The sequence below is a fragment of the Weeksella sp. HMSC059D05 genome, assembly GCF_001809725.1.
Taxonomy (GTDB): domain Bacteria; phylum Bacteroidota; class Bacteroidia; order Flavobacteriales; family Weeksellaceae; genus Weeksella; species Weeksella virosa.
On sequence record NZ_KV798535.1, the window covers coordinates 29,320 to 55,423 of the forward strand.

The 26,104-nt window shown below is 37.3% G+C and carries 24 protein-coding genes, 4 tRNA genes and 1 riboswitch; of the genes, 22 read left to right on the top strand and 6 right to left on the bottom strand.

Annotated elements, in window-relative coordinates; translation table 11 throughout:
• The first annotated feature begins 98 nt into the window (after nucleotides 1–98).
• The 8 genes from HMPREF2660_RS04845 (at nucleotide 99) to HMPREF2660_RS04880 (ending at nucleotide 8,090) form a co-directional block, all read left to right on the top strand.
• Nucleotides 99–734 carry a 4'-phosphopantetheinyl transferase family protein gene (locus tag HMPREF2660_RS04845; protein WP_013597858.1) on the top strand — a complete coding sequence of 212 codons (636 nt, stop codon included), beginning with the start codon at nucleotides 99–101 and terminating at the stop codon, nucleotides 732–734.
• A 22-nt stretch (nucleotides 735–756) separates the two neighbouring features.
• Nucleotides 757–1,437, top strand: coding sequence for a nicotinamide riboside transporter PnuC (gene pnuC, locus HMPREF2660_RS04850; RefSeq protein ID WP_013597857.1), 681 nt, complete (start codon nucleotides 757–759; stop codon nucleotides 1,435–1,437).
• Nucleotides 1,438–1,505: 68 nt separating this feature from the next.
• A complete protein-coding gene (locus tag HMPREF2660_RS04855) occupies nucleotides 1,506–2,207 on the top strand; it encodes a Bax inhibitor-1/YccA family protein (protein ID WP_013597856.1) in 702 nt (233 codons plus the stop codon).
• A gap of 90 nt (nucleotides 2,208–2,297) precedes the next feature.
• On the top strand, nucleotides 2,298–3,014 hold the full coding sequence (locus tag HMPREF2660_RS04860) for an LOG family protein (RefSeq protein WP_013597855.1): 717 nt from the start codon (nucleotides 2,298–2,300) through the stop codon (nucleotides 3,012–3,014).
• A gap of 58 nt (nucleotides 3,015–3,072) precedes the next feature.
• Entirely contained in the window at nucleotides 3,073–3,591 is a 519-nt protein-coding gene (locus HMPREF2660_RS04865; RefSeq protein WP_070485900.1) for a PepSY-like domain-containing protein, read from the top strand.
• Nucleotides 3,592–3,619: 28 nt separating this feature from the next.
• Nucleotides 3,620–4,054 (top strand): PepSY-like domain-containing protein, encoded by a 435-nt coding sequence (locus HMPREF2660_RS04870; RefSeq protein WP_013597853.1) that lies wholly within the window; start codon nucleotides 3,620–3,622, stop codon nucleotides 4,052–4,054.
• Between the two features lie 79 nt (nucleotides 4,055–4,133).
• Nucleotides 4,134–5,756 (top strand): class I SAM-dependent methyltransferase, encoded by a 1,623-nt coding sequence (locus HMPREF2660_RS04875; RefSeq protein WP_070485902.1) that lies wholly within the window; start codon nucleotides 4,134–4,136, stop codon nucleotides 5,754–5,756.
• A gap of 42 nt (nucleotides 5,757–5,798) precedes the next feature.
• Nucleotides 5,799–5,888, top strand: a riboswitch (TPP riboswitch).
• Nucleotides 5,889–5,942: 54 nt separating this feature from the next.
• Nucleotides 5,943–8,090 (top strand): TonB-dependent receptor, encoded by a 2,148-nt coding sequence (locus HMPREF2660_RS04880; RefSeq protein ID WP_070485904.1) that lies wholly within the window; start codon nucleotides 5,943–5,945, stop codon nucleotides 8,088–8,090.
• Nucleotides 8,091–8,183: 93 nt separating this feature from the next.
• On the opposite strand, the gene HMPREF2660_RS04885 is transcribed toward HMPREF2660_RS04880, so the two are convergent.
• Nucleotides 8,184–8,816 carry a C40 family peptidase gene (locus HMPREF2660_RS04885; RefSeq protein WP_070485905.1) on the bottom strand — a complete coding sequence of 211 codons (633 nt, stop codon included), beginning with the start codon at nucleotides 8,814–8,816 and terminating at the stop codon, nucleotides 8,184–8,186.
• Nucleotides 8,817–9,155: 339 nt separating this feature from the next.
• On the opposite strand from HMPREF2660_RS04885, the gene rpsT reads away from it, so the two are divergent.
• The 3 genes from rpsT (at nucleotide 9,156) to HMPREF2660_RS04900 (ending at nucleotide 9,786) form a co-directional block, all read left to right on the top strand.
• A complete protein-coding gene (gene rpsT / locus HMPREF2660_RS04890) occupies nucleotides 9,156–9,410 on the top strand; it encodes a 30S ribosomal protein S20 (RefSeq protein ID WP_013597849.1) in 255 nt (84 codons plus the stop codon).
• An 18-nt stretch (nucleotides 9,411–9,428) separates the two neighbouring features.
• Nucleotides 9,429–9,500 (top strand) — tRNA-Glu (locus HMPREF2660_RS04895).
• A 214-nt stretch (nucleotides 9,501–9,714) separates the two neighbouring features.
• Nucleotides 9,715–9,786: transfer RNA gene (locus HMPREF2660_RS04900), tRNA-Glu, on the top strand.
• A gap of 54 nt (nucleotides 9,787–9,840) precedes the next feature.
• Here HMPREF2660_RS04900 and purE read toward each other — a convergent pair.
• On the bottom strand, nucleotides 9,841–10,344 hold the full coding sequence (gene purE, locus HMPREF2660_RS04905) for a 5-(carboxyamino)imidazole ribonucleotide mutase (RefSeq protein ID WP_070486104.1): 504 nt from the start codon (nucleotides 10,342–10,344) through the stop codon (nucleotides 9,841–9,843).
• 4 nt (nucleotides 10,345–10,348) lie between these two features.
• Nucleotides 10,349–11,476 (bottom strand): 5-(carboxyamino)imidazole ribonucleotide synthase, encoded by a 1,128-nt coding sequence (locus tag HMPREF2660_RS04910; RefSeq protein ID WP_070485907.1) that lies wholly within the window; start codon nucleotides 11,474–11,476, stop codon nucleotides 10,349–10,351.
• 40 nt (nucleotides 11,477–11,516) lie between these two features.
• Here HMPREF2660_RS04910 and HMPREF2660_RS04915 point away from each other — a divergent pair, with 40 nt between their 5' ends.
• Nucleotides 11,517–12,479 (top strand): endonuclease/exonuclease/phosphatase family protein, encoded by a 963-nt coding sequence (locus HMPREF2660_RS04915; protein ID WP_013597846.1) that lies wholly within the window; start codon nucleotides 11,517–11,519, stop codon nucleotides 12,477–12,479.
• Between the two features lie 69 nt (nucleotides 12,480–12,548).
• Here the strand turns inward: HMPREF2660_RS04915 and HMPREF2660_RS04920 are convergent, their stop codons facing one another.
• From HMPREF2660_RS04920 to HMPREF2660_RS04930, 3 genes are all read right to left on the bottom strand, one after another.
• A complete protein-coding gene (locus tag HMPREF2660_RS04920) occupies nucleotides 12,549–13,397 on the bottom strand; it encodes a hypothetical protein (protein ID WP_070485908.1) in 849 nt (282 codons plus the stop codon).
• Nucleotides 13,398–13,550: 153 nt separating this feature from the next.
• A complete protein-coding gene (locus HMPREF2660_RS04925; RefSeq protein ID WP_070485909.1) occupies nucleotides 13,551–14,423 on the bottom strand; it encodes a hypothetical protein in 873 nt (290 codons plus the stop codon).
• Nucleotides 14,424–14,480: 57 nt separating this feature from the next.
• The gene (locus HMPREF2660_RS04930; protein WP_070485910.1) at nucleotides 14,481–15,404 is read right to left on the bottom strand and encodes a hypothetical protein; all 924 of its coding nucleotides are present in this window, start codon (nucleotides 15,402–15,404) and stop codon (nucleotides 14,481–14,483) included.
• Between the two features lie 462 nt (nucleotides 15,405–15,866).
• On the opposite strand from HMPREF2660_RS04930, the gene HMPREF2660_RS04935 reads away from it, so the two are divergent.
• The 10 genes from HMPREF2660_RS04935 to HMPREF2660_RS04985 all read left to right on the top strand — a co-directional run bounded on the left by HMPREF2660_RS04935 (nucleotide 15,867) and on the right by HMPREF2660_RS04985 (nucleotide 25,979).
• Nucleotides 15,867–18,281 (top strand): alpha-ketoacid dehydrogenase subunit alpha/beta, encoded by a 2,415-nt coding sequence (locus HMPREF2660_RS04935; protein ID WP_013597842.1) that lies wholly within the window; start codon nucleotides 15,867–15,869, stop codon nucleotides 18,279–18,281.
• Between the two features lie 484 nt (nucleotides 18,282–18,765).
• A complete protein-coding gene (locus HMPREF2660_RS04945) occupies nucleotides 18,766–20,019 on the top strand; it encodes a type IX secretion system plug protein (protein WP_070485912.1) in 1,254 nt (417 codons plus the stop codon).
• A 183-nt stretch (nucleotides 20,020–20,202) separates the two neighbouring features.
• A complete protein-coding gene (gene pruA, locus HMPREF2660_RS04950) occupies nucleotides 20,203–21,831 on the top strand; it encodes an L-glutamate gamma-semialdehyde dehydrogenase (protein WP_013597839.1) in 1,629 nt (542 codons plus the stop codon).
• A gap of 44 nt (nucleotides 21,832–21,875) precedes the next feature.
• The gene (locus tag HMPREF2660_RS04955; RefSeq protein ID WP_013597838.1) at nucleotides 21,876–22,799 is read left to right on the top strand and encodes a cation diffusion facilitator family transporter; all 924 of its coding nucleotides are present in this window, start codon (nucleotides 21,876–21,878) and stop codon (nucleotides 22,797–22,799) included.
• Nucleotides 22,800–22,995: 196 nt separating this feature from the next.
• A complete protein-coding gene (locus HMPREF2660_RS04960) occupies nucleotides 22,996–24,138 on the top strand; it encodes an acyl-CoA dehydrogenase family protein (RefSeq protein ID WP_013597837.1) in 1,143 nt (380 codons plus the stop codon).
• Nucleotides 24,139–24,215: 77 nt separating this feature from the next.
• Nucleotides 24,216–24,410, top strand: a complete 195-nt coding sequence (gene rpsU / locus HMPREF2660_RS04965; RefSeq protein ID WP_070485913.1) for a 30S ribosomal protein S21 — start codon at nucleotides 24,216–24,218, stop codon at nucleotides 24,408–24,410.
• A gap of 71 nt (nucleotides 24,411–24,481) precedes the next feature.
• A complete protein-coding gene (locus HMPREF2660_RS04970; protein ID WP_013597835.1) occupies nucleotides 24,482–25,387 on the top strand; it encodes a tyrosine-type recombinase/integrase in 906 nt (301 codons plus the stop codon).
• Nucleotides 25,384–25,683, top strand: a complete 300-nt coding sequence (gene raiA / locus HMPREF2660_RS04975; protein WP_013597834.1) for a ribosome hibernation-promoting factor, HPF/YfiA family — start codon at nucleotides 25,384–25,386, stop codon at nucleotides 25,681–25,683. The genes HMPREF2660_RS04970 and raiA overlap by 4 nt, the downstream gene beginning before the upstream one ends.
• A gap of 111 nt (nucleotides 25,684–25,794) precedes the next feature.
• Nucleotides 25,795–25,868: transfer RNA gene (locus HMPREF2660_RS04980), tRNA-Thr, on the top strand.
• A gap of 28 nt (nucleotides 25,869–25,896) precedes the next feature.
• Nucleotides 25,897–25,979: transfer RNA gene (locus HMPREF2660_RS04985), tRNA-Tyr, on the top strand.
• The last annotated feature ends 125 nt before the right edge of the window (nucleotides 25,980–26,104 follow it).

Genomic DNA, 26,104 nt, shown 5'->3' on the forward strand with positions numbered 1-26,104 from the left:
ATGTTAAAAATCAAAATTATTCAGAATTCCAACTTTATTGCTGCTTTTTGTTTGTAAATTTGCTTACTAAGCTGAATTTTGGCTTCGAAAAAACAATTATGGGCATCACGCATGATTTACAATTCAAAGAACAAACCCGAATCGTTTGTTGGAAATTGACCGAAAGCACCGAAGAGTTGTTAGCATTTTTATCTTTATCAGAAAAAAGGCTAGAAAAATTTCAAGGTCTTAGGCCAAAACAAGCAAGAGAATATTTAGGTTTGCGGGCTTGCCTCAAAGCCTTGGATCTCGATTATGATGTGCTGTATGATGAAAAAGGAAAGCCATATCTGCCTACAAGCAACGAATTGTCGATTACTCATTCTTACGAATATGTGGCTGTAGGGATAAGTGATTTGCCTTTAGGTATCGATATAGAAAAATCTCGTCCGAAGAAGATTCTCAATATCAAAGAAAAATATGTAAGAGATGACGAGTTTTATTGGCTGAAAAAGTATCCTGATCAACTTGTCGATTATTTGCATATTCTGTGGGGGCTGAAAGAGGGATTATACAAACTCAATGGTGGCAATCTCTGGAATTTTCTACATCATTATCGTATAGAAGAATTTAGTCTGAAAGAAAAACAGGCTATTTCTTGTTGGATTTCGGATCAAAAATCTAGTAGAATCTATTACGGGCATTATAAGAAATTTGATGATTTTTATCTAACCTGGGTTTTGGATTATACCTAAACTATTAACTAATAACCTGATTATGATAGATTTCTTAGAGTTTCTTATAGAACCTTATCGCACGCATGCAACTTGGCAGATTGTCCTCGAAATAGTAGCCACTCTATTCGGTATTATTTCTGTTTATTATACCTACAAAAGAGACATCAAACTATATCCTACCACGATAATCTCTACAGGGATTTTTATGTTTTTGTTCTTTCGATGGGGATTATATGGCGAAACCATTATACAGATTTACTACGTTTCTATGGCCATTTATGGTTGGTTACTATGGAAAAATGAACTCGAGTTGCATCAGCAAGAATTGCAAGTTAGTTGGGCAACAACCAAAGAATATAGAAAAGCGTTGTTGTTTTTTGTGGCAAGTTTTCTTTTCATTCTCATGGTTTATTATTTCCGACCATTGATTGAAAATAACTTCAATGGTAATTATCTTGCTCAACTAAAAATTCATTACACCAAAATAGATCTTATCGATGCCACTACGACGGCCGTATTTTTGGTAGGAATGTGGATGATGGCAAAACGAAAAATCGATAACTGGATTTTTTGGATTATAGGAGACCTAATCATGATACCTTTGATGATTTATAAAGGAGCTGTAATTACATCTTTACAATACATCGTATTACTCGTATTATCGATTATTGGCTTAGTAGATTGGATAGATACCCAGAAAACACAAAAAAATAAATTATAACGAATTCTATTGATAATTTTCTAAATTTACGAGTAATAATAGTAATTATAACCATCGCAAGAAAAAATATGGAAAATCAAAATCAAGTACAAAACCTATTGGTAGCTCAGGCAAATCAGGCCGATCGATCAACCTTCTATAAAAATACATACGGCCATGTTGCCGGTGGTGTGTTGGTCTTTGTTATTATAGAATCGCTCATGCTACGCTCAGAAACTTTAGTAAATTTTATGTTGAGTCTTACTCAAGGCTACCTTTGGTTGGCTTTGTTGGCAGGTTTTATGGGTGTTACATGGGTTGCACAAAAAATGGCTTACGGTTCGGCTTCGAAATCTCAACAATATGTAGGATATCTTATATACATCATTGCAGAGGCACTCCTATTCGTTCCTTTACTCTATATTGCATTGGCGTACGGCGGTCAATACGTAATAAAACAAGCAGCTGTAGTAACCGGAGGTTTGTTTGTCGGACTCTCGGTAATAGTATTTCTAACCAAAACAGACTTCTCGGTCTTGAAAGGTGCACTAACAATTGGCTTCTTTCTCGCCATTGGATTGATTATTGCAGGTATGCTGTTCGGATTCGATTTAGGATTATGGTTCTCCGTCGGGATGTGTGCTTTGGCAGGTGGAGCAATTTTGTACAATACTCATCAACTAAAGCATGAATTCGGGACGCAACAATATGTTGCAGCAGCCTTATCGCTCTTTGCTTCATTAATGCTTTTGTTCTGGTATATCCTGAGAGTTTTTATGAGTAGAGATTGACCATAACAAAAAATAATTAATAAAGATCCGTAACAAATCTGTTACAGTTTTTTTATAATAGTAAATCTTATTAAAGAAAAACGACATCAAATGACAAATGAAGAAAAAGAAAACGATAGAATACAATCGCCTTTCCGACCAAAAAATTGGAATGAAATAAGAATTAACGACTCTTGGGCACTCTTCAAAATAATGAGTGAATTTGTAGACGGTTACGAAACCATGTCAAAAATCGGACCGTGTGTATCTATTTTTGGCTCTGCACGCACCAAGCCCGATCATCTATATTACAACATGGCAGAGGAAATTGCTTACCGATTAACGCAAATTGGTTTCGGGGTAATTACCGGTGGTGGCCCTGCTATAATGGAAGCTGCAAACAAAGGAGCACAAAGAGGAGGAGGAGCTTCTGTAGGATTGGGGATTAGTTTGCCATTCGAGGCAAAACTCAACGATTATATTGATAATCAGTACATGGTAAACTTCAATTACTTTTTTGTGAGAAAAGTAATGTTCGTGAAATATTCTCAAGGGTTTATTGTGATGCCAGGCGGTTTCGGTACTCTGGATGAATTATTTGAAGCACTTACGTTAGTCCAAACTAAAAAATCAGGGCGATTCCCAATCGTTTTGGTAGGAAAAAAGTTTTGGAGTGGTCTCTTCGATTGGCTCAAAAATACCATGCTCGAAGAAGGGTATATTGCAGAAAAAGACTTAGAATTGTACCGCTTGGTAGATACTGCAGAAGAAGCCGTGGCACATATCAAAGCGTTTTATGAGAAATATAATATCAAAATCAATCTTTAGGTTTTGGTACGATGATTGTAATTTCATAAGACAATACAACAATAATAAAATATAGAAAATGAAAAAAATTGCCTTTAGTCTTGCTATAATATCTTTGATCGGTTTACAATCATGTAATAATACAGATAACAAGAAAGAAACCTACCAAGAGATAGAGGAAAACGGAACCGTGAAAACCGAAACGGTCGATCGTAACGAGCAATTATTGAAAGAAGATGAATTGCCCGAAAGTGTTAGAAATTTTATAACTCAAAATTTTGCAAATGCACAAATACAGAATGCACTTCATGAGAAAAATAACCTAGAAGACGATGAGTATAAAGTACAACTGACCGACGGAACAAAGATAGAATTCGATCAAGGAGGGAATTGGGAAGAAGTGAAAAAAGAAAAAGAAACTATCGGGAAACTAACTTTTTTGCCTACTCCTCTGACCGATTATATCAAAAATAATTATCCTGCAGATGGTGTAGAGAAAGTAGAAAAAAAGGCACAAGGTTACGAAGTGGATTTATATCCGAGTGATGTAGAGCTAAAATTCGATCAAAACGGAAATTTCGTAAGTAAATCAAAATAAGTACGCAACCAAACTATAAATAGATAAAATGAAAATAAAAACACTTTTAATAGGAGGTTTTATAGCAATCGGGAGCTTTACATTCGCACAAACAAATGTGCAAAATGCTCGATTACCACAACCATCACAAGGCTTCTTGAAAGCTAATTTCACCAATAATACTATTGCAAAAACCAAAGTAGATGCCAAAGGAAACCTAGTCGATGAGTACGAAGTCTATTTGGATAACGGGATAAAAGTAGAGTTTGATAGAAAAGGAAACTGGAAAGAAGTCGACGGGAAAGGCAAGGCAATCCCAACACAATTTATCAACCAAAATATCGTGTCGTATATAAAAAAACACTACCCAAATGCACAGGTCTATAAAGTAGAGAAAGAAAAAAGAGGATACGAGGTGAAATTATCAGACGGATTAGAGTTGAAATTTAATCATAAAGGAGCTTTTTTGCGTATCGATCAATAAACTTTCTTCAAACTTAAGGAAGAAAAAATAGTTTACAAGAAAACCGATATTTGTATCGGTTTTTTTGTATTTTTAATTTATGGATAAAAGAGAATTACGCGAAACCATTTTTCGTCATCTAGACGGAATTGTTGTGGCACCAATCATATCTGCCTTGGCAAAAAGAGGAGTATTACACTTTTTATTAACACGCAAAAAAGTATCCCTAAAGCAAGTAGCAGAAGAATTTCAGGCGAACGAAGGCTATCTAAATGTAGCATTTCATGTTTTAGCTTCGCAGAATTATTTGCTACACGAAGTAGATAACTCTACCGATGAGGTTACGATTTCATTGTCAAAATATAGTGAACGCGCTTTCCGTAATTATGAGATTTATCAAGACCTAGCAGCTTACTTGTCAAACGAAGTGGTGTACAATAGTATAGAAACCAACCAAGAATTTTGCACACTATGGATGCAACTATATACCAAATATCAGAAATATATAGTCCCGACCCATCAAGATACATTAGAAAATAAAAAACTTCATCATCAAATCTGCAAACACATAGAAGGGGCTCTGATTGCACCATTGGCCGTACGGTTAGGGATGAGTGGAATGTTTCATAAGTATTTTATGGAAGCATCATTTAGTGCAGACGAATACCACAAAAATCCCCAACATTTCGAGAAAATACTCTCTGCATTGGCCCAATTAGGATGGTTCGATAAAAAAGGTAAAAATTTCCAGTTTACCCCAGTTGGCTTATTCTTTGCGCGTCGCGCAACAGCATACGGAGTAACAGTTTCTTATTTACCTCTTTTCGCACAGCTAAATGAGCTGCTTTTTGGGGTTGCAAAAAAAATAAGAGAAATAGAAGAGGGGCAAGATGAAAAGCATGTTCATAGAGAGATGAATGTGTGGGGAAGTGGAGGAGCACATGCCACGTATTTCAAAATTATAGATGAATTTATTATCGATATCTTCAACCGTCCACTGAATCTTCAACCCAAAGGAATTCTCGATATGGGAAGTGGAAACGGAGCTTTGCTACAACATTTATACGAAGTAATCGAACGAAAAACTTTGCGAGGAAAATATCTCGATGAGTATCCGCTTTTTTTGGTCGGAGCAGACTATAACGAAGCCGCCCTGCGAGTAACGCGAGCAAATCTCATCCAAAACGATATTTGGGCAAAAGTTATATGGGGCGATATATCCGATCCTAAAACCTTAGCGCACGACTTGCAACACGATTACGGCATACATTTGTCTGATTTGTTAAATATGAGAAGCTTTCTCGACCATAACAGAATTTGGACTGATGTAGACAAACCAAGCAACCGGATCAGTACATCTACAGGAGCTTTTGCGTATAGAGGTAAAAGAATATCCAACAATGCCATTGAAGATAACCTACAAGAACACCTTGAGAACTGGAAACCTTTTCTACAAAAATATGGATTATTACTAATAGAATTGCACGGTCTTTCACCAAAAATAGCAGCTGAAAATTTAGGCAAGACACCCGCCACTGCTTACGATGCAACGCATGGATTTTCTGATCAATATATTGTAGAATATGATATCTTTAAGAAAATTTGCGATCAAGTAGGATTAGAATCGGACCCTAAACTGATGAAGCTATTCCCGATAAAAGAGTTGGTAACCGTTAGTATACAGCATCTTACAGTTAAAGAAACAGAAGTTAGCCAAAGCTAGAAGAACTTTTGAGTTTCTTATAGAAAAAATGTTATCTTTGCCGCTCATAGAAAGGGGTGCTTGCAAAGGCTGAGATTATACCCATAGAACCTGAGCAGATAATGCTGCTAAGGGAAACGGTTTTCTTCACCTAGAACCAAAAATTCTCATGGTTCTTTGTGTCCCTTTCATAAATTATTATTTTTTATGAAAAGGTCAATTTTTCTTTTATCAATGATTAGTGCTCAGTGGCTTATGGCGCAAGAGCAAGACAGTATTCGAGCAGAGAACATCGAATTAGAAGGTTTAACGATTCTAGAACAACTACCAATTTCGGTAGAAAAGTACAACAAAAAAACACTGAACGAACGCAACTTAGGGCAAGATATTCCTACTTTGCTCAATCGTGGAACATCTATTCTCACCTCTTCTGATACTGGAAACGGAATGGGCTATTCTACCATTCGGATTCGTGGTCTAGGGGAGAGCTCAGTAAATGTTACTCTAAACGGCGTTCCGTTGAACAATGCAGAATCACAAGGTGTTTTCTGGGTAAACATGCCCGATTTAGCTTCCTCTACCAATGCAATTTATATCCAGCGCGGCGTGGGGTCTTCTACGAATGGGATGGCCGCTTTTGGAGCAAGCGTTAACATAGAAACGCAAGCACCATCTCGAGATCCATTTCTAGAGTTAGCAGGCTCTTATGGTAGCTTCAATTCGCAAAAATATACCGTACAAGGTGGAACAGGAAAAATCCTCAATGATAAATTTTCTGTCGATGTACGTGCTTCCCATCTCCGCTCTGACGGTTATATAGAACGGGCATCAAGTAAACTTTGGTCGTATGATTTTACCGCTGTATACGAGCTGAACAACCGCACCTCTTTCCGTTTCCAAAATATGTACGGTAACGAAAAAACATACCAAGCTTGGGGAGGAGTAACCCGTGCAATGATGAACGAAAATAGAAGATTCAACCCATCGGGGGCAATCTATAATGAAGATTGGTCTAAAGTTATTGGGTATTATGACAATCAAACCGATAACTACCAACAAAATCATTACTTCTTTACGTGGAATCAAAAAATGGGGGATGACTGGAAGTCGAAACTTACCCTACACTATACCAAAGGAAAAGGGTATTATGAAGATTATAAGCAAAACGAAAGATTGAGTAAGTACAAATTAGAAGAATTTACACAACTGAAAAGAACAGATCTTATTCGTCAGAAATGGTTAAACAACGATTTTTATGGTTTCAACTGGGAAATGGAAAATCAACGCTTAGGCGACTTCAAGTTTTTCTGGGGACTTTCTGCAAACCAATACAAAGGAGATCACTACGGATTTGTAAAATGGATGAAAGACTTCGATTGGCAATTACCAGATTATAAATTTTACAATAATTATGCAACCAAATCTCAACTTGCAGCCTATGCAAAAGTTTTATATGGGTTAGATAATTGGGAATTTTATGGTGATTTGCAATATCGTTTTATCGATTATGTTGGGAAATATCACGAAGGAGGAGAGAATGACAGTGATGATTTCCGACCGTTCGACGATCAATTTAATTTTATCAATCCAAAAGTTGGTATAAACTATAAGGTAAATAATCAACACAGTTTTTATACCTATTACGGAATATCAAACCGAGAGCCACTTCGTAACGATTACAAATATAATCAAGCCGAAAAACCAAAGTCAGAACATCTACAAGATTTCGAGTTAGGTTATAAGAAAGCAGGACGATTCTCGGTTAACCTCAACGGATATTATATGCTCTACAAAAATCAGTTGGTCTATACCGGAGCGGTGAATGATGTCGGATCACCTTTGAGAAAAAATATCGGAAAGAGTTATCGAGCAGGAGTCGAGTTAGACGCACAATACGCAATTGTTCCCCAAAGAGTTTCTGTATTCGGGAATGCAACTTGGAGTAAAAACATCAACAAAGACTACAAAACAACCGAATATGATGCACAAGGAAATGAGTTTGTAGTTGCTTACGGTGATACCCAAACCATTCTTTCGCCAAGTTGGGTTGCTGGAGCAGGTTTTGATGTAATGCCAATCAAGAATTTCAGAATCAACTGGTATACGAAATATGTAGGAGAACAATATTTATCGAATACAGAGCCAGTAGATGGACAATTAGCAAGCTATCTATTAACAGATCTTACGTTGAGCTATGGCCTGAAAATGAAAGGAAAACAAGCAGTAGATTTTACATTTTTGATTAACAACTTATTCGATAAAGAATACGAATCGTATGGGTTTTATTACGGGGAAGCTTATTACTTTCCTCAAGCCGGAATCAATGTGATGGGTGGGATGAAAGTCCGATTCTAGTACTAAGTTTTTATAAAAAATTCTCCTCATATAAAAAAGCTGCTTCGTTTCTGAAGCAGCTTTTTTTATGTTGTTTGTTTTTCGTTTTAAGTATTAAAGAACTCGTTTGCCGTATAGATATCTTTTGCCCCAATAACTATCTGTAATTGGCGTGATGATAACTCCTTTAGAGGTTGAAGAATGGATAAATTGTAGAACGCCATTTTCATCTCTTCCGTGAACAATTCCTACATGGGTTACACGACCTCTCCCTTTCGTTGCAAAGAATACCAAATCGCCTTCTTTTAAGTTTTCTGTAGCGATACGTTCTCCTTGTTTGGCTTGGTCAGCCGATACGCGTGGTAAGTCTTTGTTTAAGATAGAGAAAACATTACGTACAAAAGCCGAACAGTCGATTCCACGACGAGTGGTCCCGCCATAGCGGTAAGGGGTACCTAAGTAAGTTTCTGCTTCTTGCAAAAGTAAGTCAGAAAAAACATGGTTTGTCTCTTCTATAACGGTATTGAGAATAGCCAAACTCTGCACTTCTGGTTTAATTTCGATTGGAGAGACGTTTATGGCACGTTTATTGATTAGTTTGTTGTGAGGAGTAAAGAATTTCGCTTGTGGAGCAAAACTTCTGTTTGCTAACAATGGATTATTATTGGTAGCAACCGAAGATGTTGTACATGAGGTAAACAATAGCGTTGCAAGTATACTAAAAACTCCAAATACTTTAAAATTCATATCAAATCGTATTCAAAACTGTTAAAGCGAAACAAAAATAGTTTTCCAGTTGCTAATCGTATCTATTTTTCTGTGTGTTTGACATTACTTTAACTACTTTAACTTTTTTTAACAAAAAACTTTAACATTTTTTATCTACGAAGAATTTGTAGATATCAAAACTCTTGCTATATTTGCATCCGCTTTTGGTGAGAGGATTGTCTGCTTAAATAGGAGAATTCTCGTAAAAAGGATAATAACATGTAATTTTTATGTTTTAATTTGCTTAGATTAATAAAATGTTTTTATCTTTGCCGAACCAAAAAAGTAAGATAATTTATATTAAGATTATTATTAGCTATGGCAAATCATAAATCAGCATTAAAGAGAGTAAGACAAAACGCCGTAAAACGCGATAGAAATAGATATTATCACAAATCAACACGTACTGCAATAAAAAAATTACGTGGAGAGGAGGATAAAGCAGTAGCAGAAGCAGCATTCCCAAAAGTTACTTCTATGATTGATAAATTGGCAAAACGCAACATCATTCATAAGAACAAAGCTGCCAACCTGAAAAGCAAATTGGCAAAACATATCAACGGATTAGGATAATATCCTGAGTCGTCTAGTGCTCCCTTCGTCTATCGGTTAGGACATCAGATTTTCATTCTGAAAAGAGGGGTTCGATTCCCCTAGGGAGTACAAATTTTCGCAGCAAAAAATACCTGTTGCGATTTTTTTTCCTTAATATTTTAAGGAAACATTATAAAAATTGTTTTTTGTGTTTTGTTTGTATGAATAAAGCAAAGGCTTTATTCTAAGAGAATGAAAATGTCGCTGTATGATTCTAAATGAATTGTACATCGGCGTTATTCTCAAAACAAGTCAAAAAAAATAAAAAACTATAGCAATTGATGCTCCCTTCGTCTATCGGTTAGGACATCAGATTTTCATTCTGAAAAGAGGGGTTCGATTCCCCTAGGGAGTACTAATATTGTAAAAAAAAAGCAGCTACTTACATACAAGTGCTGCTTTTTTATTCTTATTTATCGAATCGATTCGGATATTTTTCTTTTACCTTCTCAATTTTTTCTTCTACTTGTGCTTCCATTTCTTGCTGGTAGCGAGTTAATTTTTCTGTAATTTCATCATTAGAACTTCCCAGAATACGTGCAGAAAGAATTGCCGCGTTTTTGGCTGCGTTTAGTGCAACCGTTGCTACCGGAATTCCGTTTGGCATTTGCAAAATAGAAAGAATAGAATCCCATCCGTCGATAGAATTAGATGATTTTATTGGCACGCCTACTACAGGAAGCGTCGTCAAGGAGGCGATCATACCAGGTAGATGCGCTGCGCCACCAGCACCGGCAATAATAACTTGTATTCCTCTGCTTTTGGCATTCTGTGCATACTCCACCATTCTAATCGGTGTTCTATGTGCAGAAACTATTGTCAATTCGTACGGGATAGAGAGTGATGCTAAGAAATTTGCTGCTTCTTGCATAATTGGTAAGTCACTATCGCTCCCCATGATTATTCCGACCATAATTTTATTTTTTTGCAACCACTTGTATGGTTTGGTTAATGTGTTGGATATTGTTTTTTAATTCGTCTAAATCATTATTTAGGAATGTTAAATGACCCATTTTTCGTCCAGGTCGTGTTTCTGTCTTGGCATACCAATGCAAATATGTTCCTGGTATTGTCAATACTTTTTCTATGTTCTTTATTTCGGCAGAGCCAACTTCGCCATCTGCTCCAATCAAATTTACCATGGCAGAAGTTGATAAGAGTTTTGTAGAGCCTAAAGGTAATTTTGCTAAGGTTCGAAGCATTTGATCGAATTGAGAACTTTCGGCTGCCTCTATGGTAGAGTGCCCCGAGTTGTGGACACGGCAGGCCGTTTCGTTTACCCAAATAGAACCGTCTTTGTTCAGGAACATTTCTACTGCAAAAACTCCTGGTGATTGCAAAGCTTTTACGACTTCTATGGCTAGATGTTCAGCTTTTTCAGAGGTGGATTTCGGTAGGGTAGACGGCATCAAGAGGTAGTCTAATAAATTGTACTCTTCATTGAAAACCAATTCTACTGTTGGGTAGGTAACTACATTGCCAAGATGGTCTGCAACGGCTACAACGGCTATTTCTTTTTCTAGATTGGCTGCTTTTTCGATGATAGAAGGTGCTTGTAGTAGTTTTTGAAAATCATTTTCATTGCATAAAAACTGAACTCCTTTCCCATCATAGCCTCCTTTTCGTGTTTTCTGGAAACTAGGAAACTGTATTTCTTTCTCGGGGATTTCTTCCCAATTGTTGATTGTGATATAGGGTGCTGTCGGAATTTTATGTGTTGTATAAAAATTTTTCTGTACGCCTTTGTCTTGTATGATGGCTAATGCTTCAGGATCGGGAACAATGTGTTTGCCCATTTTCTTCAGTTCGCGCAATGCATCTGTATTTACATGTTCTATCTCTATCCCGATGGCGTCTACTGTTTTGCCAAAATCTAGTACTGTTTGGTAGTCTGCAAAATCTCCTATTGTAAAAGAATGTGCGTGTTTTGCACAAGGTGCGTCGGGCGACGGATCAAGGATGTGAATCTCGAAAGGGTATTGTAGTGCGTTTTGCAAAAACATATAACCTAATTGTCCGCCGCCTAGTATGCCAATTTTTGTCATAAAGTGATAATTGTTCTTTGTTTTCTTTATTTTTGTTTCGATGAAAAATAATTCACCTTTTGGTTTTGCAAAGGTAAGTAAAGTTTTAGTTTACTTGTTCTTTTTGGCTTATCTTACAGGTAGAGCTTTTGCCGATTATTGGTTGTTCGATATTGTTGCGCAGTATTCTGTGTATACGCTTGCGTTTACGCTGGTTTGTACGGCCCTCTATATTTATGCAGTACGTAAAAATCAAAGGAAATCTATTCTTTTTCCGGTACTATTTATTTTGTGTTTTTGGCAATTATTTATGTTGATACGTCCTTTCTATTTTGGTGAAAATGCCAAAACAGAGTCTCCGAACTACAAGGTGGCAAGCGTCAATATTTATTCTCAGAACAGCGATGTATATACGCTGATGCAATTTATAAACAAAGAAAAAGCCGATCTTGTTTTGCTGCAAGAAGTTACCACAAAATGGCAAAATAACTTGGATAATCTGCGTACTTTATACCCGTATTATCACGAAGAAGTGCGGGATAATAATTTTGGTATCGCTTTGTATAGTCGCTACCCAATAGATTCTCTGGTAGTGAAAAATTATATAGATGATAGGCATCCATCTTTATGGGCAACCATTTCGGTAGGCGAAAAAAAAATACAAGTTTTGGGGACGCATCCAGTGCCGCCATTGCCTAACCAGGCGCGGTTCGAGAAAAGGAATCTTCAACTAGAGTTGATGAAAAAAGATATAGAAGAGTCTGACCATGAGAATATATTGTTGGTGGGTGATCTTAATTGTACGCTCTTCTCGCCGAACATCAATAAAATAAAAAATGATAAACTAAAAGATGCTCGTTTGGGCTTTGGTTTTCAGAATTCATGGAATGCTTTTGTCCCAATTTTCAGAACCAATATCGATCATATTTGGGTCTCGAAGAATATAAAAGTAACCAATTTTTACCGCGGTGACTTTATAGAATCTGACCATTTCCCGATCATTGCTGAACTGAAAATAGAATAAATTCTAGAACCGATTGGCAAGAAATTGGCTGCTTTTTCTTAGGTGAACATGTCGATTGGTAGCTAAATTTTATTCATTTAGCTTTTTGATATTGAGTGTAAATCCTCTGTGTCGGTTTACACCTCCTATATAAGAGGTAAGGATAGAGGCTCCCTGAAGATTACCACTACTATCTTTTGTTCTGAACATTTTCACCCTAACAGACGAACCAGAATCTAGTCGGACAATGGCCGTAGGAATGGTATAATTGTCTTCTAAGGGATTTGTTACTCTGAAAAAAGTTTTTCTACCGCCTGATACCGTAGTCCAAGTAGATTCCCCATTTCTTTTTATGTCGATACTAAAAGTTATATACCCGTATTTTTGAGTATCAGCTGGATTAAATAAAAGTCGAGCAGCTACAGAACTTGAAATCAAATAAACTCCATCTTCTGGGATGATTGCATTATTCGATGAGGTTGTAACTTTTAGCGTGTTTTTCTTTAGATCATCAGAATTTATTGGTAGAATATAAGGTGTACCGCTATTAAACGGACCTGGTTCTACAACATAATTTTTATCAGAAACTATAAAAGTAGCTACTTTAGTAAAGTCTGCCATACCTACCAAACCGTTTTCATCTATATAGATCGGTATAGCTTTAGGGTCGGGTATAGAATCTAGTACTCTTATTCTTACTCCGCCATTTACATCTAGACTTTCGCTTGGCAGCGTGGTGCCTATGCCAAGTTGGCCATCTGCAGTGATGACTACGTCGTTTTTTTGTTGGTCTGCAGTTGGTGAGTCTGTAGGTGGGTTGTCTTTTTTACCGTCTACATGAAACAGTTGTTGCGGGTTATCGGTGTTGATCCCGACTTGTGCATATAGGCTACTTGCCACAAGAAGCACTATAAGAAGGATGATGTTTTTTCTATGCATTTTTTTATAAAAGTTTAAGTTGTATTCTATAATCCATTTATTAAAATTTTTTATTCTGTATGGATTACTTTGCTGTAAAATGTCTTGTTGTTATTAATATAGTAATCTCTACCCAGCCATCGAATAAAGAAGCTTCTACAGTATCTCATCTCTCTATAGCTTATAAATATCGAGTGTAAACGCTGGAAAACTATATAATCGACTTGAGTTATGATTGATATTACTAGGTATAGTGCTTTTAGAGGTGGCTGTATTGGTGCAGTACAGCGATACTCTCACCAATGTGCCTGGCTCTAGGTCTACGATCGTGGCAGGGAATATAGCAGTATAAAACAAATAGGTGAGATTTTTTCTCGGGTAAGCGGCTCTCCCTCCAGATATCGATGTCCAACTGGTTTCCCCCTCTTTTTTCACCTCAATATCATAGGTGATGTGTGCATATTCTTGGCCGTCATTTCCATTAAAAATCAATACGGGTAATATAGAGCCTCCTATAAAGTAGGTTCCTTTTGCCGGGATTTTGGCTTCACCTTGTGTAGTAATTTCTACATGTAGGGTATTGGCATCAACAGTATAAGGTTCATTATACATTTTAAATATGTAAGGATTATTTTCTTTATAAAGAAATTCATCTACAAAATATGGTTTAAGATCTTCAGCAAAATTACCCGGTGAATAATATGAAAAAAACTGATGGATTTCTGCCTTGCCCAGCAAGCCATTTTCGTCTACATACAGGGGCGATACCGTTTCGCTGTCTAGCGTATTGGTGTTGCGTATTCTTGCTTTTCCGTTTACATCTAGGCTTTCGGTGGGTTCTGTGGTGCCTACACCTACACGACCGTCTTCTGTGATGACTACGTCGTTTTTTTGTTGGTCTACCGTTGGCGAGCCGGTAGTGGGGTTGTCTCTTTGGCCGTCTACATGAAATCTTTGCTGCGGGTTTTCGGTGTTGATCCCGACTTGGGCATAGAGGCTGCTTGCTACCAATAGAATTATAAGGAGAGTAAAGGTTTTAGTATGCATTTTTTTATTGAGTTTTAGGTGTTTTTTTATTTATAAAATTTTGAACTGGCATCCATCTTATAGTTTGATGATGCTGAGGGTGTACGAGGGCACATCACCCGAACCGTCGACAAAAAAGGTGCTAAAAGAACTAGTTCCAAAATTTACACGACCAAATGATGTTGGGATTTTACTGTTAAACATGGATATGGTGAAGGTGGTCCCTGCATGTAGATAGGCTATTTTGGTAGGAAAGGTGTAGGAATAAGACGCACCAGAATTCAGACTCTCTCTCGTGAAAGCTCTTCTCCCACCTATCGTGTAATAACCTTCATCATCTTGATGACCAGAACCAGACCCCGTATAACCAGAAACATTTATGAAAAAATCTATGTATCCAAGTCCATTGCCATCATTATTTAGGCTGCCCATAAAGGTTATAGAGCCAGAATACATATAATACCCATCTTCGTGTATTTGTATAGACGCAGGTTTTTTCACACCTTCTGGTGTTGTGCTTTCTGGTACATAGGTAACACCAAGTGTGTTGACCTTGACATCGTCTAGAGTTACCGGAAGATAATAATGGTTATTATGCTTATAGTCTTCAAAATTCCCTGGATTGTATTTTTTGTTGGATCCAAGGTAAGCTGCCTTAATGTTTCTAGAGCTTCTGCCCACCAGACCATTTTCGTCCACATACAGTGCCGATACTGCTGTGTTTGTCAGCGAGTCGGTATTGCGTATTCTTGTTCTACCGTCTACATCTAGACTTTCGGTTGGCGCTATGGTGCCTATGCCCAGGCGGCCTTCTTCGGTTATCACTACATCGTCTTTTTGTTGGTCTGCAGATGGTGAGCCGGTAGTGGGGTTGTCTTTTTTACCGTCTACATGAAAAGTTTGCTGTGGGTTATCGGTGTTGATCCCAACTTGTGCGTGCAGGCTGCTTGCTGCAAACAGTATTATATTAATAGTTAATAGAAGGAGGTTTTTTTTGTTCATTTTCTAAAAAAAAGTTTAGGTTGTTTCACAAGGTTTGTATAATAAATAGATTTTTTTTTTGACGTGTAAAATCAAAAGTGTAAATATAAACCAATAATTAAAAATCTGAAAATTATTTTTTAAAATCTAAAAATTATTTTTTTGATATTTCCAAAATAGTCAAATTACAGATGTAGACAATTGTAGTCAATAGCTATTGCATTCAAAAGCAGTTTTGGCAAGATAATAAACAAAATTTCACCATTGTAGCGTGTTTATAAAGGCTGTAAGTTATGTGTTATGCACAAAAAATATGCCAAAAAAGCCTTTTTTCTAACGGCAAGAAAACATAGAAAAAAGGCAATAATACTTCTATAATAGCAAAGACAAGGAAAGAGCTTAGGGTCGCTGGCGATGAAAAAACAATATTTTTTCACTTTAATTTGCTACTTTTGTAAGGTAACAAACAAAATTTACTTTTGAATGGGAACACAGGATATGGAAAAAATTTCCTTCGATACATTAAAAACACAAATCCTCAACGATTATAAAACAGCCTTCATCTCACGAGAAATGAGTTACTTGGGGCGTAGAGAAGTGCTTACCGGGAAAGCAAAATTTGGTATTTTTGGCGATGGAAAAGAGCTTCCGCAAATTGCCATGGCAAAAGTTTTCAGGAATGGAGATTTCCGTTCGGGCTATTACCGCGACCAAACTTTCATGATGGCGATTGGCGAATTAACTATTCAGCAGTTTTTTGCTCAGCTCTATGCCGATACCAATTTGCAAAACGAACCGGCCTCTGCCGGGCGACAAATGACATCGCACTTTGCTACCCGCTCTCTCAACGAAGATGGCTCTTGGAAGAACCTTACAGAACAAAAAAACTCTAGCTCAGACATATCGCCTACTGCAGGGCAAATGCCACGCCTTTTGGGGCTGGCGCAAGCATCGGCCGTGTACAGAGCAATCGGTGATCAGGATGGGCGCTTCTCGAACAACGGAAACGAAATAGCTTTTGGTACAATAGGAGATGCATCTACCTCCGAAGGGCATTTCTGGGAAACTATCAATGCCGGAGGAGTTTTGCAAGTGCCTATGGTGGTCTCTATTTGGGACGACGGATACGGAATTTCTGTGCCTGCTCAGTACCAAAGAACAAAATCGGACCTAAGTGAAATGTTGAGCGGTTTCCAACGAACCAATGAAGAAAGAGGTTATGAAATAATTACGGCTAAAGGCTGGGATTACCTAGAGCTGGTAGAAGCCTATAAACAGGCAGAAGAATTGGCACGCAAACATCATATTCCGTGCATTGTTCATGTTACAGAATGTACGCAGCCGCAAGGACACTCGACTTCGGGATCACACGAACGGTACAAAAACGAGGAACGTTTGGCTTGGGAAAAAGAATTTGATGGAATAAAAAAATTCAAAGAATGGATCTTGGCCTATCAAGTAAATGAGCATACAATAATTTCTGAAGAAGAGTTAGAAGCCCTAGAAAAAGAATGGAAAACTCATGTGAAAACTGAGCAAAAAATTGCTTGGCAAAACTATTTAGATCCGATTGTTGCTGCAAAAGAAGAGGTAGTTACACTGGTAGAAAATCTACAAAAAGAATCTGCAAACGCTGCTTTTATCGGCGTAGAATTAAGTCAATTGAAAACCAAAAAAACACCTTTCAAGCGAGATGTATATGCAGCCGCAAGAAAAGTTTTACGCCTTACACGAGAAGAAACCCTTACTGCAAAAGCAGCCCTGATTTCTTGGCTAGAAGAGAATATGGCAAAAGAAGAAGAAAACTATAGCTCTAAGCTGTATAGCGATACCGAAAAAGCCGTAAAGAACATCCGAAATGTAGAACCAGTCTATGAAGAAAATCGCCTAGAAGACGGGCGTGTAGTTGTGCGAGATAATTTTGATAAAATCTTCGAGCAATACCCCAATGTAGTTGTTTTTGGTGAAGATTCGGGGAACATAGGAGATGTTAACCAAGGATTAGAAGGCTTGCAAGAAAAATACGGGAAAGTAAGAATCTCAGACACCGGAATACGAGAGGCTACGATACTAGGACAAGGAATTGGTATGGCTATGCGAGGACTTCGGCCAATTGCAGAAATCCAATACCTAGATTATATTCTATATTGTTTGCAAGGTATTTCGGATGATTTGGCGACCGTTTTTTATCGTACCAAAGGCGGACAAAAAGCACCCGTTATCATACGAACACGCGGACATCGACTAGAGGGGATTTGGCATTCGGGTTCACCAATGGGAGGGATTTTGTCTCTGGTGCGTGGAGTAAATGTACTGGTGCCAAGAAACCTAACAAAAGCAGCTGGTTTTTATAATGCACTATTGCAAACAGACGAGCCTGCAATCGTTGTAGAAAGCCTGAATGGTTATCGACTGAAAGAGAAAATGCCATCGAATTTGGGTGAGTTTACCACGCCAATTGGCGAAGTAGAAATCACCAAGACGGGTGCAGATGTTACGTTGGTAACCTACGGTTCTACTTGGCGAATTGTTATGGATGCAGCAAAAGAGTTGGCTATGCTGGGGATAGATGCAGAAGTTATCGATGTGCAATCGTTGATACCGTTCGATCAGTCGCATGCAATCTATCAATCATTAGAGAAAACCAACCGATTGGTAGTTATAGACGAAGATGTGCCAGGGGGAGCAACCGGCTATATGTTGCAAAAAATTCTCGAAGAACAAAAAGCCTATCATTTATTAGACAGTCAGCCGCTAACCATTGCAGCAAAAGAACACCGTCCACCGTACGGCACCGATGGAGATTATTTCTCGAAACCTTCGGTAGATGAAATTGTAGAACGAGTATATGCATTGATGCACGAATCGAACCCTGCAAAATACCCTTCAATTTATTAAAAAAAAGTTAAAATCTAAACAATAAGCCAAAAGTGTCTGCGTTCTAAGATGTAGACACTTTTATTATCTATGAGACTATTTTTACACATGTTGTTGAGTTTCATTATATCTATACTGATATGTATGCAAATGTTTTTTGCACATCAGCTTTGGTATAGTAACGGCGTCTCGACAACCTATGATTACAATTTAGCCCTGTCCTCAATTGGTTTATACTTTATCGTTGTTTTCAGTTTTGTTTTTATAAGCTCTTTTTCAAAGTACAACGTATTTCTGGTTTGGATTATTTCACTTGTCTTTGTCTTGCATTTTGCAACATCCCTACAAACCGAAAATTTTTTTAATTTTATCAATGGTCTAATGATGAAGAACCTGTGGGATAATCTACTCTTAAAACCAGTATTTGTTTTATTATTGGGCTTGTTAATTTTTCTCAACGGAGTATTATGTCTAACTTTTAACAAAATAAAACCACGATTTTTCAATGAATTTCACTAAGTTGTTTGTTGTTTTTGTATGCATAATGGTAGGCGTTTCTTATGCTCAAATCCCCTATGTTCAACCACCGAAAAATATTCAAGCGATCCAATTATTCAATCCACAGACCAACGATAATACACCAATAATCGAACTAGGAAAAGGCTATTTATTGTTGTCGTTTGATGATTTAGAAGCGGGTTATAAACGTTATCAATACAAAATCGAACATAGAAACGCCGACTGGTCGCCTTCCAACGTATTCCAGTCAGAATATTTAGACGGATACAGTTCAGATTATATCAAAACTTATAAAAACTCCTTCAATACCTATCAGAAATATACCAATTATCAAATCCAAATTCCCAACAGAGATATGAATATTAAACTGTCTGGTAATTATATGCTTACGGTTTATTTGGATAATGATACGAAGCCGATTTTTACCAAGCGTTTCGCAGTTTATCAAAATCAAGTTGATCTAGGTGTACAAGCCACACGTTATGTAAATAGTCTGGATGAATGGTACAACCAAAGAATCCAAGTTCAGGTAGCTAGTGCGAATGTGAATCTTACCGAATCACCCGAAGCTGCAAAACTATACGTCATGAAAAATAACAATTGGAACGATGGTATGCCAATGACACCACAATTTTCTAGAAGCAACCAATTAATATATAATTCGAACAAATGGGTAATGGAAGGCGGAAGCGAGTACAATTGGTTCGATACCAAAAATCTAGACGTGCCAGCACTTTCTACCGAGAAAACACTTCGGCAAGACAGTGTTTATTACACTTTTCTTCGTCCGCACGAACCTCAATATCAATATTTGTACAATGATTATCCAGATATCAACGGGAATTTTTACATCCGAACCATTCGTGTCGGCACCGAAAGAAACGCAGCATCCGAAGCAGATTACACATGGGTAAATTTTGCTTTAGAACCGTTCGATTTTCGTGGTCAAGATTTTGAAGTGTTTGTGGTTGGTGCTTTCAACGATTGGCAGCTTACCGATACCAATAAAATGAGAATGAGCGAAAGCGGATTGTGGGAAGTAGAACTATACTTGAAGCAAGGCTATTACAATTATCAATTTGCGGTACGAAACACCAAAACAGCCGAAGTGTCGCAAACCTATATCGATGGAAGTTTTTGGCAGACCGAAAATCTGTATCAAGCTTTGTTCTATTTCAGGCCGTGGGGTTTTCGGTATGATATGCTGATTGGTTACGGAGAGGGAAATTCTCGTAAGTAGCACATCGCCCAAAAAGAAGAAATACTACGGGAAGTTGTTTTTAACTTTTTTATAGAACAACTTTTTTGGCATATAACTTTTGTTTATTTACAAGCTTACGAATCGAAACTTTAAACTGAACTGTTGAGGATTCTAAAAGAATATCACTAAATTTGTGGAAATTAAATAATAAAATACAAACAAATGGCAAACGGTTTTTTTTCCATTCCAACAATAGCGAATGAACCAGTAAAAGCATATGGAGCAGGTTCTGTAGAACGTGCAGAATTACAAGCAGCTTACAAAAAAATGTTCTCGGAAATAACCGAGGTTCCGCAATACATAGGGGCCGAAGAAATTTTTAGCAATAATAAAAAAGAAATTCGTCCTCCACACGACCATCAGAAAGTAGTAGGATATTATCATGTAGGGACCCAAGAAGATGTGAAAAAAGCTATCGAAGTAGCTTTAGAAACACGCAAGACCTGGTCGAGAACTACGTGGCAAGAACGAGCAGCTATTTTCTTAAAGGCAGCTGACCTTATTGCAGGACCATATCGTGCAAAAATCAATGCTGCAACGATGATTGGTCAATCGAAAAACGCCATGCAAGCCGAGATTGATTCTGCTTGTGAGTTGATTGATTTTTTACGATTCAATGTAAAATTCATGACCGAAATTTATGCAGATCAACCAATTTCATCTCCAGGAGTATGGAACCGTGTAGAATATCGTCCGTTAGAAGGATTTACCTTCGCCCTAACGCCGTTCAACTTTACGGCAATTTCTGGTAATTTACCTACCTGTATGGCATTGATGGGGAACGTAGTAGTGTGGAAACCATCAGACAAACAATTGCTTTCTGCAAAAGTAATCATGGAAGTGTTGAAAGAAGCAGGTTTACCAGACGGAGTAATCAATATGGTATTGACCGGTGGAGCAGAAACCGCTAAAACAGTTATTGAACATCCAGACTTTTCGGGAATCCATTTCACAGGATCAACAACAGTTTTTAGAGATATCTGGAAGCGCATCGGAGACAATATCAATACACACAAAACTTACCCACGCATCGTAGGAGAAACAGGAGGAAAAGATTTCGTAATGGTGCATAAATCTGCTAAAGCAAAAGACGTAGCAATTGGATTGGTGCGTGGCGCATTCGAATATCAAGGGCAAAAATGTTCAGCAGCTTCTCGTGCATATATCCCAACCAACTTGTGGGCAGAAGTAGAAAAAGAAATGAAAGATATGCTGTCTACCGTAACCGTTGGTACACCAGAAGACTTTACGAATTTTGTGAATGCGGTAATCGATGAGAAAGCATTCGATAAAATATCAGGTTACATTACTCGTGCAAAAGAATCTGCTGAGGTAGAAGTTGTTTATGGTGGAAATTTCGACAAGTCGAAAGGTTATTTTATAGAACCAACAGTTCTTAAAACAACCAACCCAAAATACGAAAGCATGGTAGAAGAAATATTCGGCCCTGTCTTGACGATTTATGTATACGACGAAGATAAATACGAAGAAACTCTACAATTAGTAGATGAAACTTCTGAGTATGCTTTAACAGGATCAATCTATGCTATGGATGCAGATGCATTGCAAAAAGCATATGTAGCATTGGAAAACGCAGCTGGAAACTTCTATATCAATGACAAGCCAACCGGAGCAGTGGTAGGTCAACAGCCATTTGGTGGAGCAAGAGCATCGGGAACAAATGACAAAGCAGGATCTGCAATGAATTTACTTCGTTGGACATCAGTACGTACAGTAAAAGAACAATTCGTACACCCAACAGATTATAAATATCCGTTTTTAGAAAAATAAAACTTACCTTTAGAACCTCACTTCGGTGGGGTTTTTTTATCTTTATGGAATCGAATACAGATAAAGCAATAAAAGCTTCTATATTTAGTGTTTTAGGAAATCTTTGCTTAGCTCTTATCAAAGGTGTGGCAGGATATCTCGGCAACTCTTATGCTTTAATTGCAGATGCCATAGAATCTACAACAGATGTCTTTTCGTCTATTCTCGTAGTATTTGGTTTGAAGTATTCGTCTCGTCCGGCCGATGAAAATCATCCTTATGGACACGGGAAAGCAGAAGCAATCGTAACATTTATGGTAGTTTTGTTTCTGATTGTTTCGGCCTGTATCATTGCTTACGAAAGTGTACAAAATATCTTAACACCGCACGATATGCCAAAACCATTTACGCTGATTGTTTTGGCAGGAATTATTTTGTTCAAAGAACTATCTTACCAATACGTTATCCGAAAAAGTAAAGAAACCAACAGTTCTTCTCTCAAGGCAGATGCGTGGCACCACAGAAGTGATGCGATAACCTCTGTCATGGCATTTATAGGGATTTCATTCGCACTTATTCTAGGACCAGGATGGGAAGCATCGGATGATGTTGCAGCACTGATAGCATCGGGAATTATACTGTACAATGCGTATAGAATTTTACGTCCGGCTTTGGGCGAAATCATGGACGAACATTTGTATGATGAACTAATAGAAAATATCAAGACAATAACACTGCAAGTACCCGGAGTTTTAGGAACCGATAAGGCCAACATCAGGAAATCGGGCATGATGTATTTTGTAGATTTACATGTCATTGTAGACAAAGGAATTTCGGTAGGAGAAGGGCATGAAATTAGTCATTTAGTAAAAGATCTTATAAAATTTAAAATACCAGAAATTGCAGATGTTTTGATTCATATCGAACCAGATTATCTCGAAAATAAAAATTATGAAGAACGATTGAATCGACTGAAAAAGAAAATCTAAAACGAAAAGAACAGCTTTCTCCTATAGAATCTATAGAAAAGAAAACCCAACAAAACAATTATCCAACAAATCTAGTTTTATAGATGTCGGATTTCGTAAAATGCTCGTTTTTTTAACAACATCGAAAAGAACAAACCGAAAATTTTCATTTCATCAATAATAATTTTATTTTAGCCGAGCAAAAACATACAAAAAAATGAAACACTTAGAGAACGAAAATATTCAGTTAATCGCACAATCAGCAAGAGATTTCGCAACTCAAAATATTCTTCCTCATGTAATGGAATGGGACGAAAGCCAAACTTTCCCTGTAGAAGTTTTCAAGAAGTTAGGAGAGATGGGTTTTATGGGAATTCTAGTACCAGAAGAATTAGGCGGAAGCGGGTTATCGTATGATGAATACATCGCAATTGTAGACGAAATTTCTCAGGTAGATCCTTCGATTGGTTTATCTGTTGCAGCACATAACTCACTTTGTACAAATCATATCCTAACTTTTGCAACAGAAGAACAAAAACAGCGCTGGATCCCAAAATTAGCCACCGGAGAATGGATCGGTGCGTGGGGATTAACAGAGCATAATACAGGATCGGATGCTGGTGGAATGAGTACAACAGCAGTGAAAGATGGAGACGAATGGGTAATCAACGGTGCTAAAAATTTTATTACACACGCCATCTCTGGAGATGTTGCAGTAGTGATGACAAGAACAGGAGAAAAAGGAGCGAAAAATAATGCCACAGCCTTTGTAGTAGAAAAAGGCACACCAGGATTTACCTCTGGAAAGAAGGAAAATAAATTAGGAATGCGTGCATCCGAAACGGCAGAATTAATTTTTGATAACGTACGTGTCTCAGACGAAAACCGCTTAGGAGAAGTAGGAGAAGGCTTCAAACAAGCGCTTACGATATTAGATGGAGGTAGAATTTCTATTGCAGCACTAAGTTTAGGAATTGCGAAAGGTGCATACAAAGCAGCCTTGAAATACTCGAAAGAAAGACACCAATTTGGGCAGCCAATTGCTAATTTTCAGGCAATTAACTTCAAGTTGGCGGAGATGGCAACCGAAATCGAAGCGTCTGAATTATTAATTTACAAAGCTGCATACCTGAAAAATAATCAACAACCGATGTCGACAGAAGGAGCAATGGCTAAATATTTTGCATCGGAAGCATGTGTGAGAATCGCAAACGAAGCGGTACAGATTTTTGGTGGATATGGATATACTAAAGATTTTCCGGTAGAGAAATTCTATCGCGACTCTAAATTATGTACCATTGGAGAAGGAACAACCGAGATTCAAAAATTAGTAATCGGAAGAAATATTACAAAAGATTAAAAAAGTATTTGTTTAAAATATAAAGAGTTGTATATTTGCAAACTCAATAGAAAGAAACAAAAGAAAATAGATAGATTATGTTAATCATTCCAGTAAAAGACGGCGAATCAATCGAAAGAGCCTTGAAAAAATACAAAAGAAAATACGACAAAACAGGCGTTTTGCGTCAATTAAGAGCACGTCAACAGTATACAAAACCTTCTGTTTTGAAGCGTCAAAAAATGAGTAGAGCAATCTACAAACAAGCTTTGGCTGCGCAAGAAGAAGCATAAATAGCGTTTTTTCTTTAGAAAAATTATCAACCTATCCGTCAAAAACATATCTTTGACGGATAGGTTTTTTTATGGAGACAATACAGAGGTTTTTAGACTATTTACAGTACGAAAAGCGTTACTCACTTCATACTATAAAGAATTACCGACGAGATTTAGATGATTTTCTGTCCTTCTACCAAATAGAAGAGTCAAGCGATTCAATAGAAAAAGCCGAAAAAAATCATATCAGGTCTTTTATAATTTCTTTGTCGGATAAGAATATATCCGAACGTAGTATTAATCGGAAGTTGAGTAGTTTACGAACTTTCTACATCTATCTTATCAAAACGGGACAGTTAACTACTTCGCCTATGTTGCAGATAAAATCACTGAAAACGAAAAAAGAAGTAATCATACCGTATACTGAAAAAGAAATGCAACGACTTTTTGAGTTGGAAAATATTTTTCCGGATGATTTTGATGGGATACGTGATCGTTTGATGATGAATCTTTTCTACCAAACAGGAATACGGCGAGGAGAGTTAATACAACTAACACTTCCTCAGTTGCGTATCGAGCAAAAAGAAATCAAAGTTTTGGGAAAACGAAACAAAGAGCGAGTTTTGCCTATCGGAGAAAATCTAGTGTCCGAGTTTACTCGATACCTAAAAGTGCGCAAAGAAGTTGTTGGTAGCGAAAATTTAACACTTTTTATCAAAAATAACGGTCAAGCTTTGTATGAAAAATTTGTTTACGAAAGAGTAAATTATTATCTTAGTTTTATTACAGAGAAGCATAAAAAGAGTCCTCATGTATTGAGGCATACGTTTGCTACGCAATTGTTAGAGAATGGAGCAGATCTGAATGCATTGAAAGAGATTTTAGGGCATTCAAGTTTGTCTTCTACCCAAATCTATACGCACAGTAGCATACAGAATTTGAAAAAAGTGTTTAACAATGCTCACCCTCGTGGGCGGAAAAAAGATGAACTATGAAAGTAAAATTTCAAGCGATTAATTTCAACGCAAAACAAAATTTAGAAGATTATTTAGAGCAAAAATTAGCTAAATTAGACCATCTGTCCGATAAAATAATTGCGGCAGACGTATCGATGAAATTAGAAAACACCTCGGAGAAAGATAATAAATCGATTGATATTCGATTAGAAATTCCTGGAGATGATATTATAGTAAGTAAAAAAGGGCAATCGTTTGAGGAATGCATTGATTTATCGATAGATACACTAAAAAGATTAATTATAAAACGGAAAGAAAAAATCGCAGACCGATAAAGATTATAAAATTTCCGAAAAAAAATTTGGAATTATTAAAAATCTATGTAAATTTGCAGTCCGTTAAATTCAATACTTAGCGGATTGTTCTTTTAAATGCTAGGACTTTTTGCCGATATAGCTCAGTTGGCCAGAGCACGTGATTTGTAATCTCGGGGTCGTGGGTTCGAATCCCTCTATCGGCTCATACAGAAAGAAGTAAAAAGTTCAGTTGGGAAGATACTCAAGCGGCCAACGAGGACGGACTGTAAATCCGTTGGTATTCACCTTCGCAGGTTCGAATCCTGCTCTTCCCACATTTTTTATTTTTTTTGTTCTGAATTTCATAGGAATTAAAAAAAATCCTTAGCTTTGCGAGGCTTTTTATTCAGAAATTGTATTGTAGAAAGTGTAAGCGGGAATAGCTCAATTGGTAGAGCGT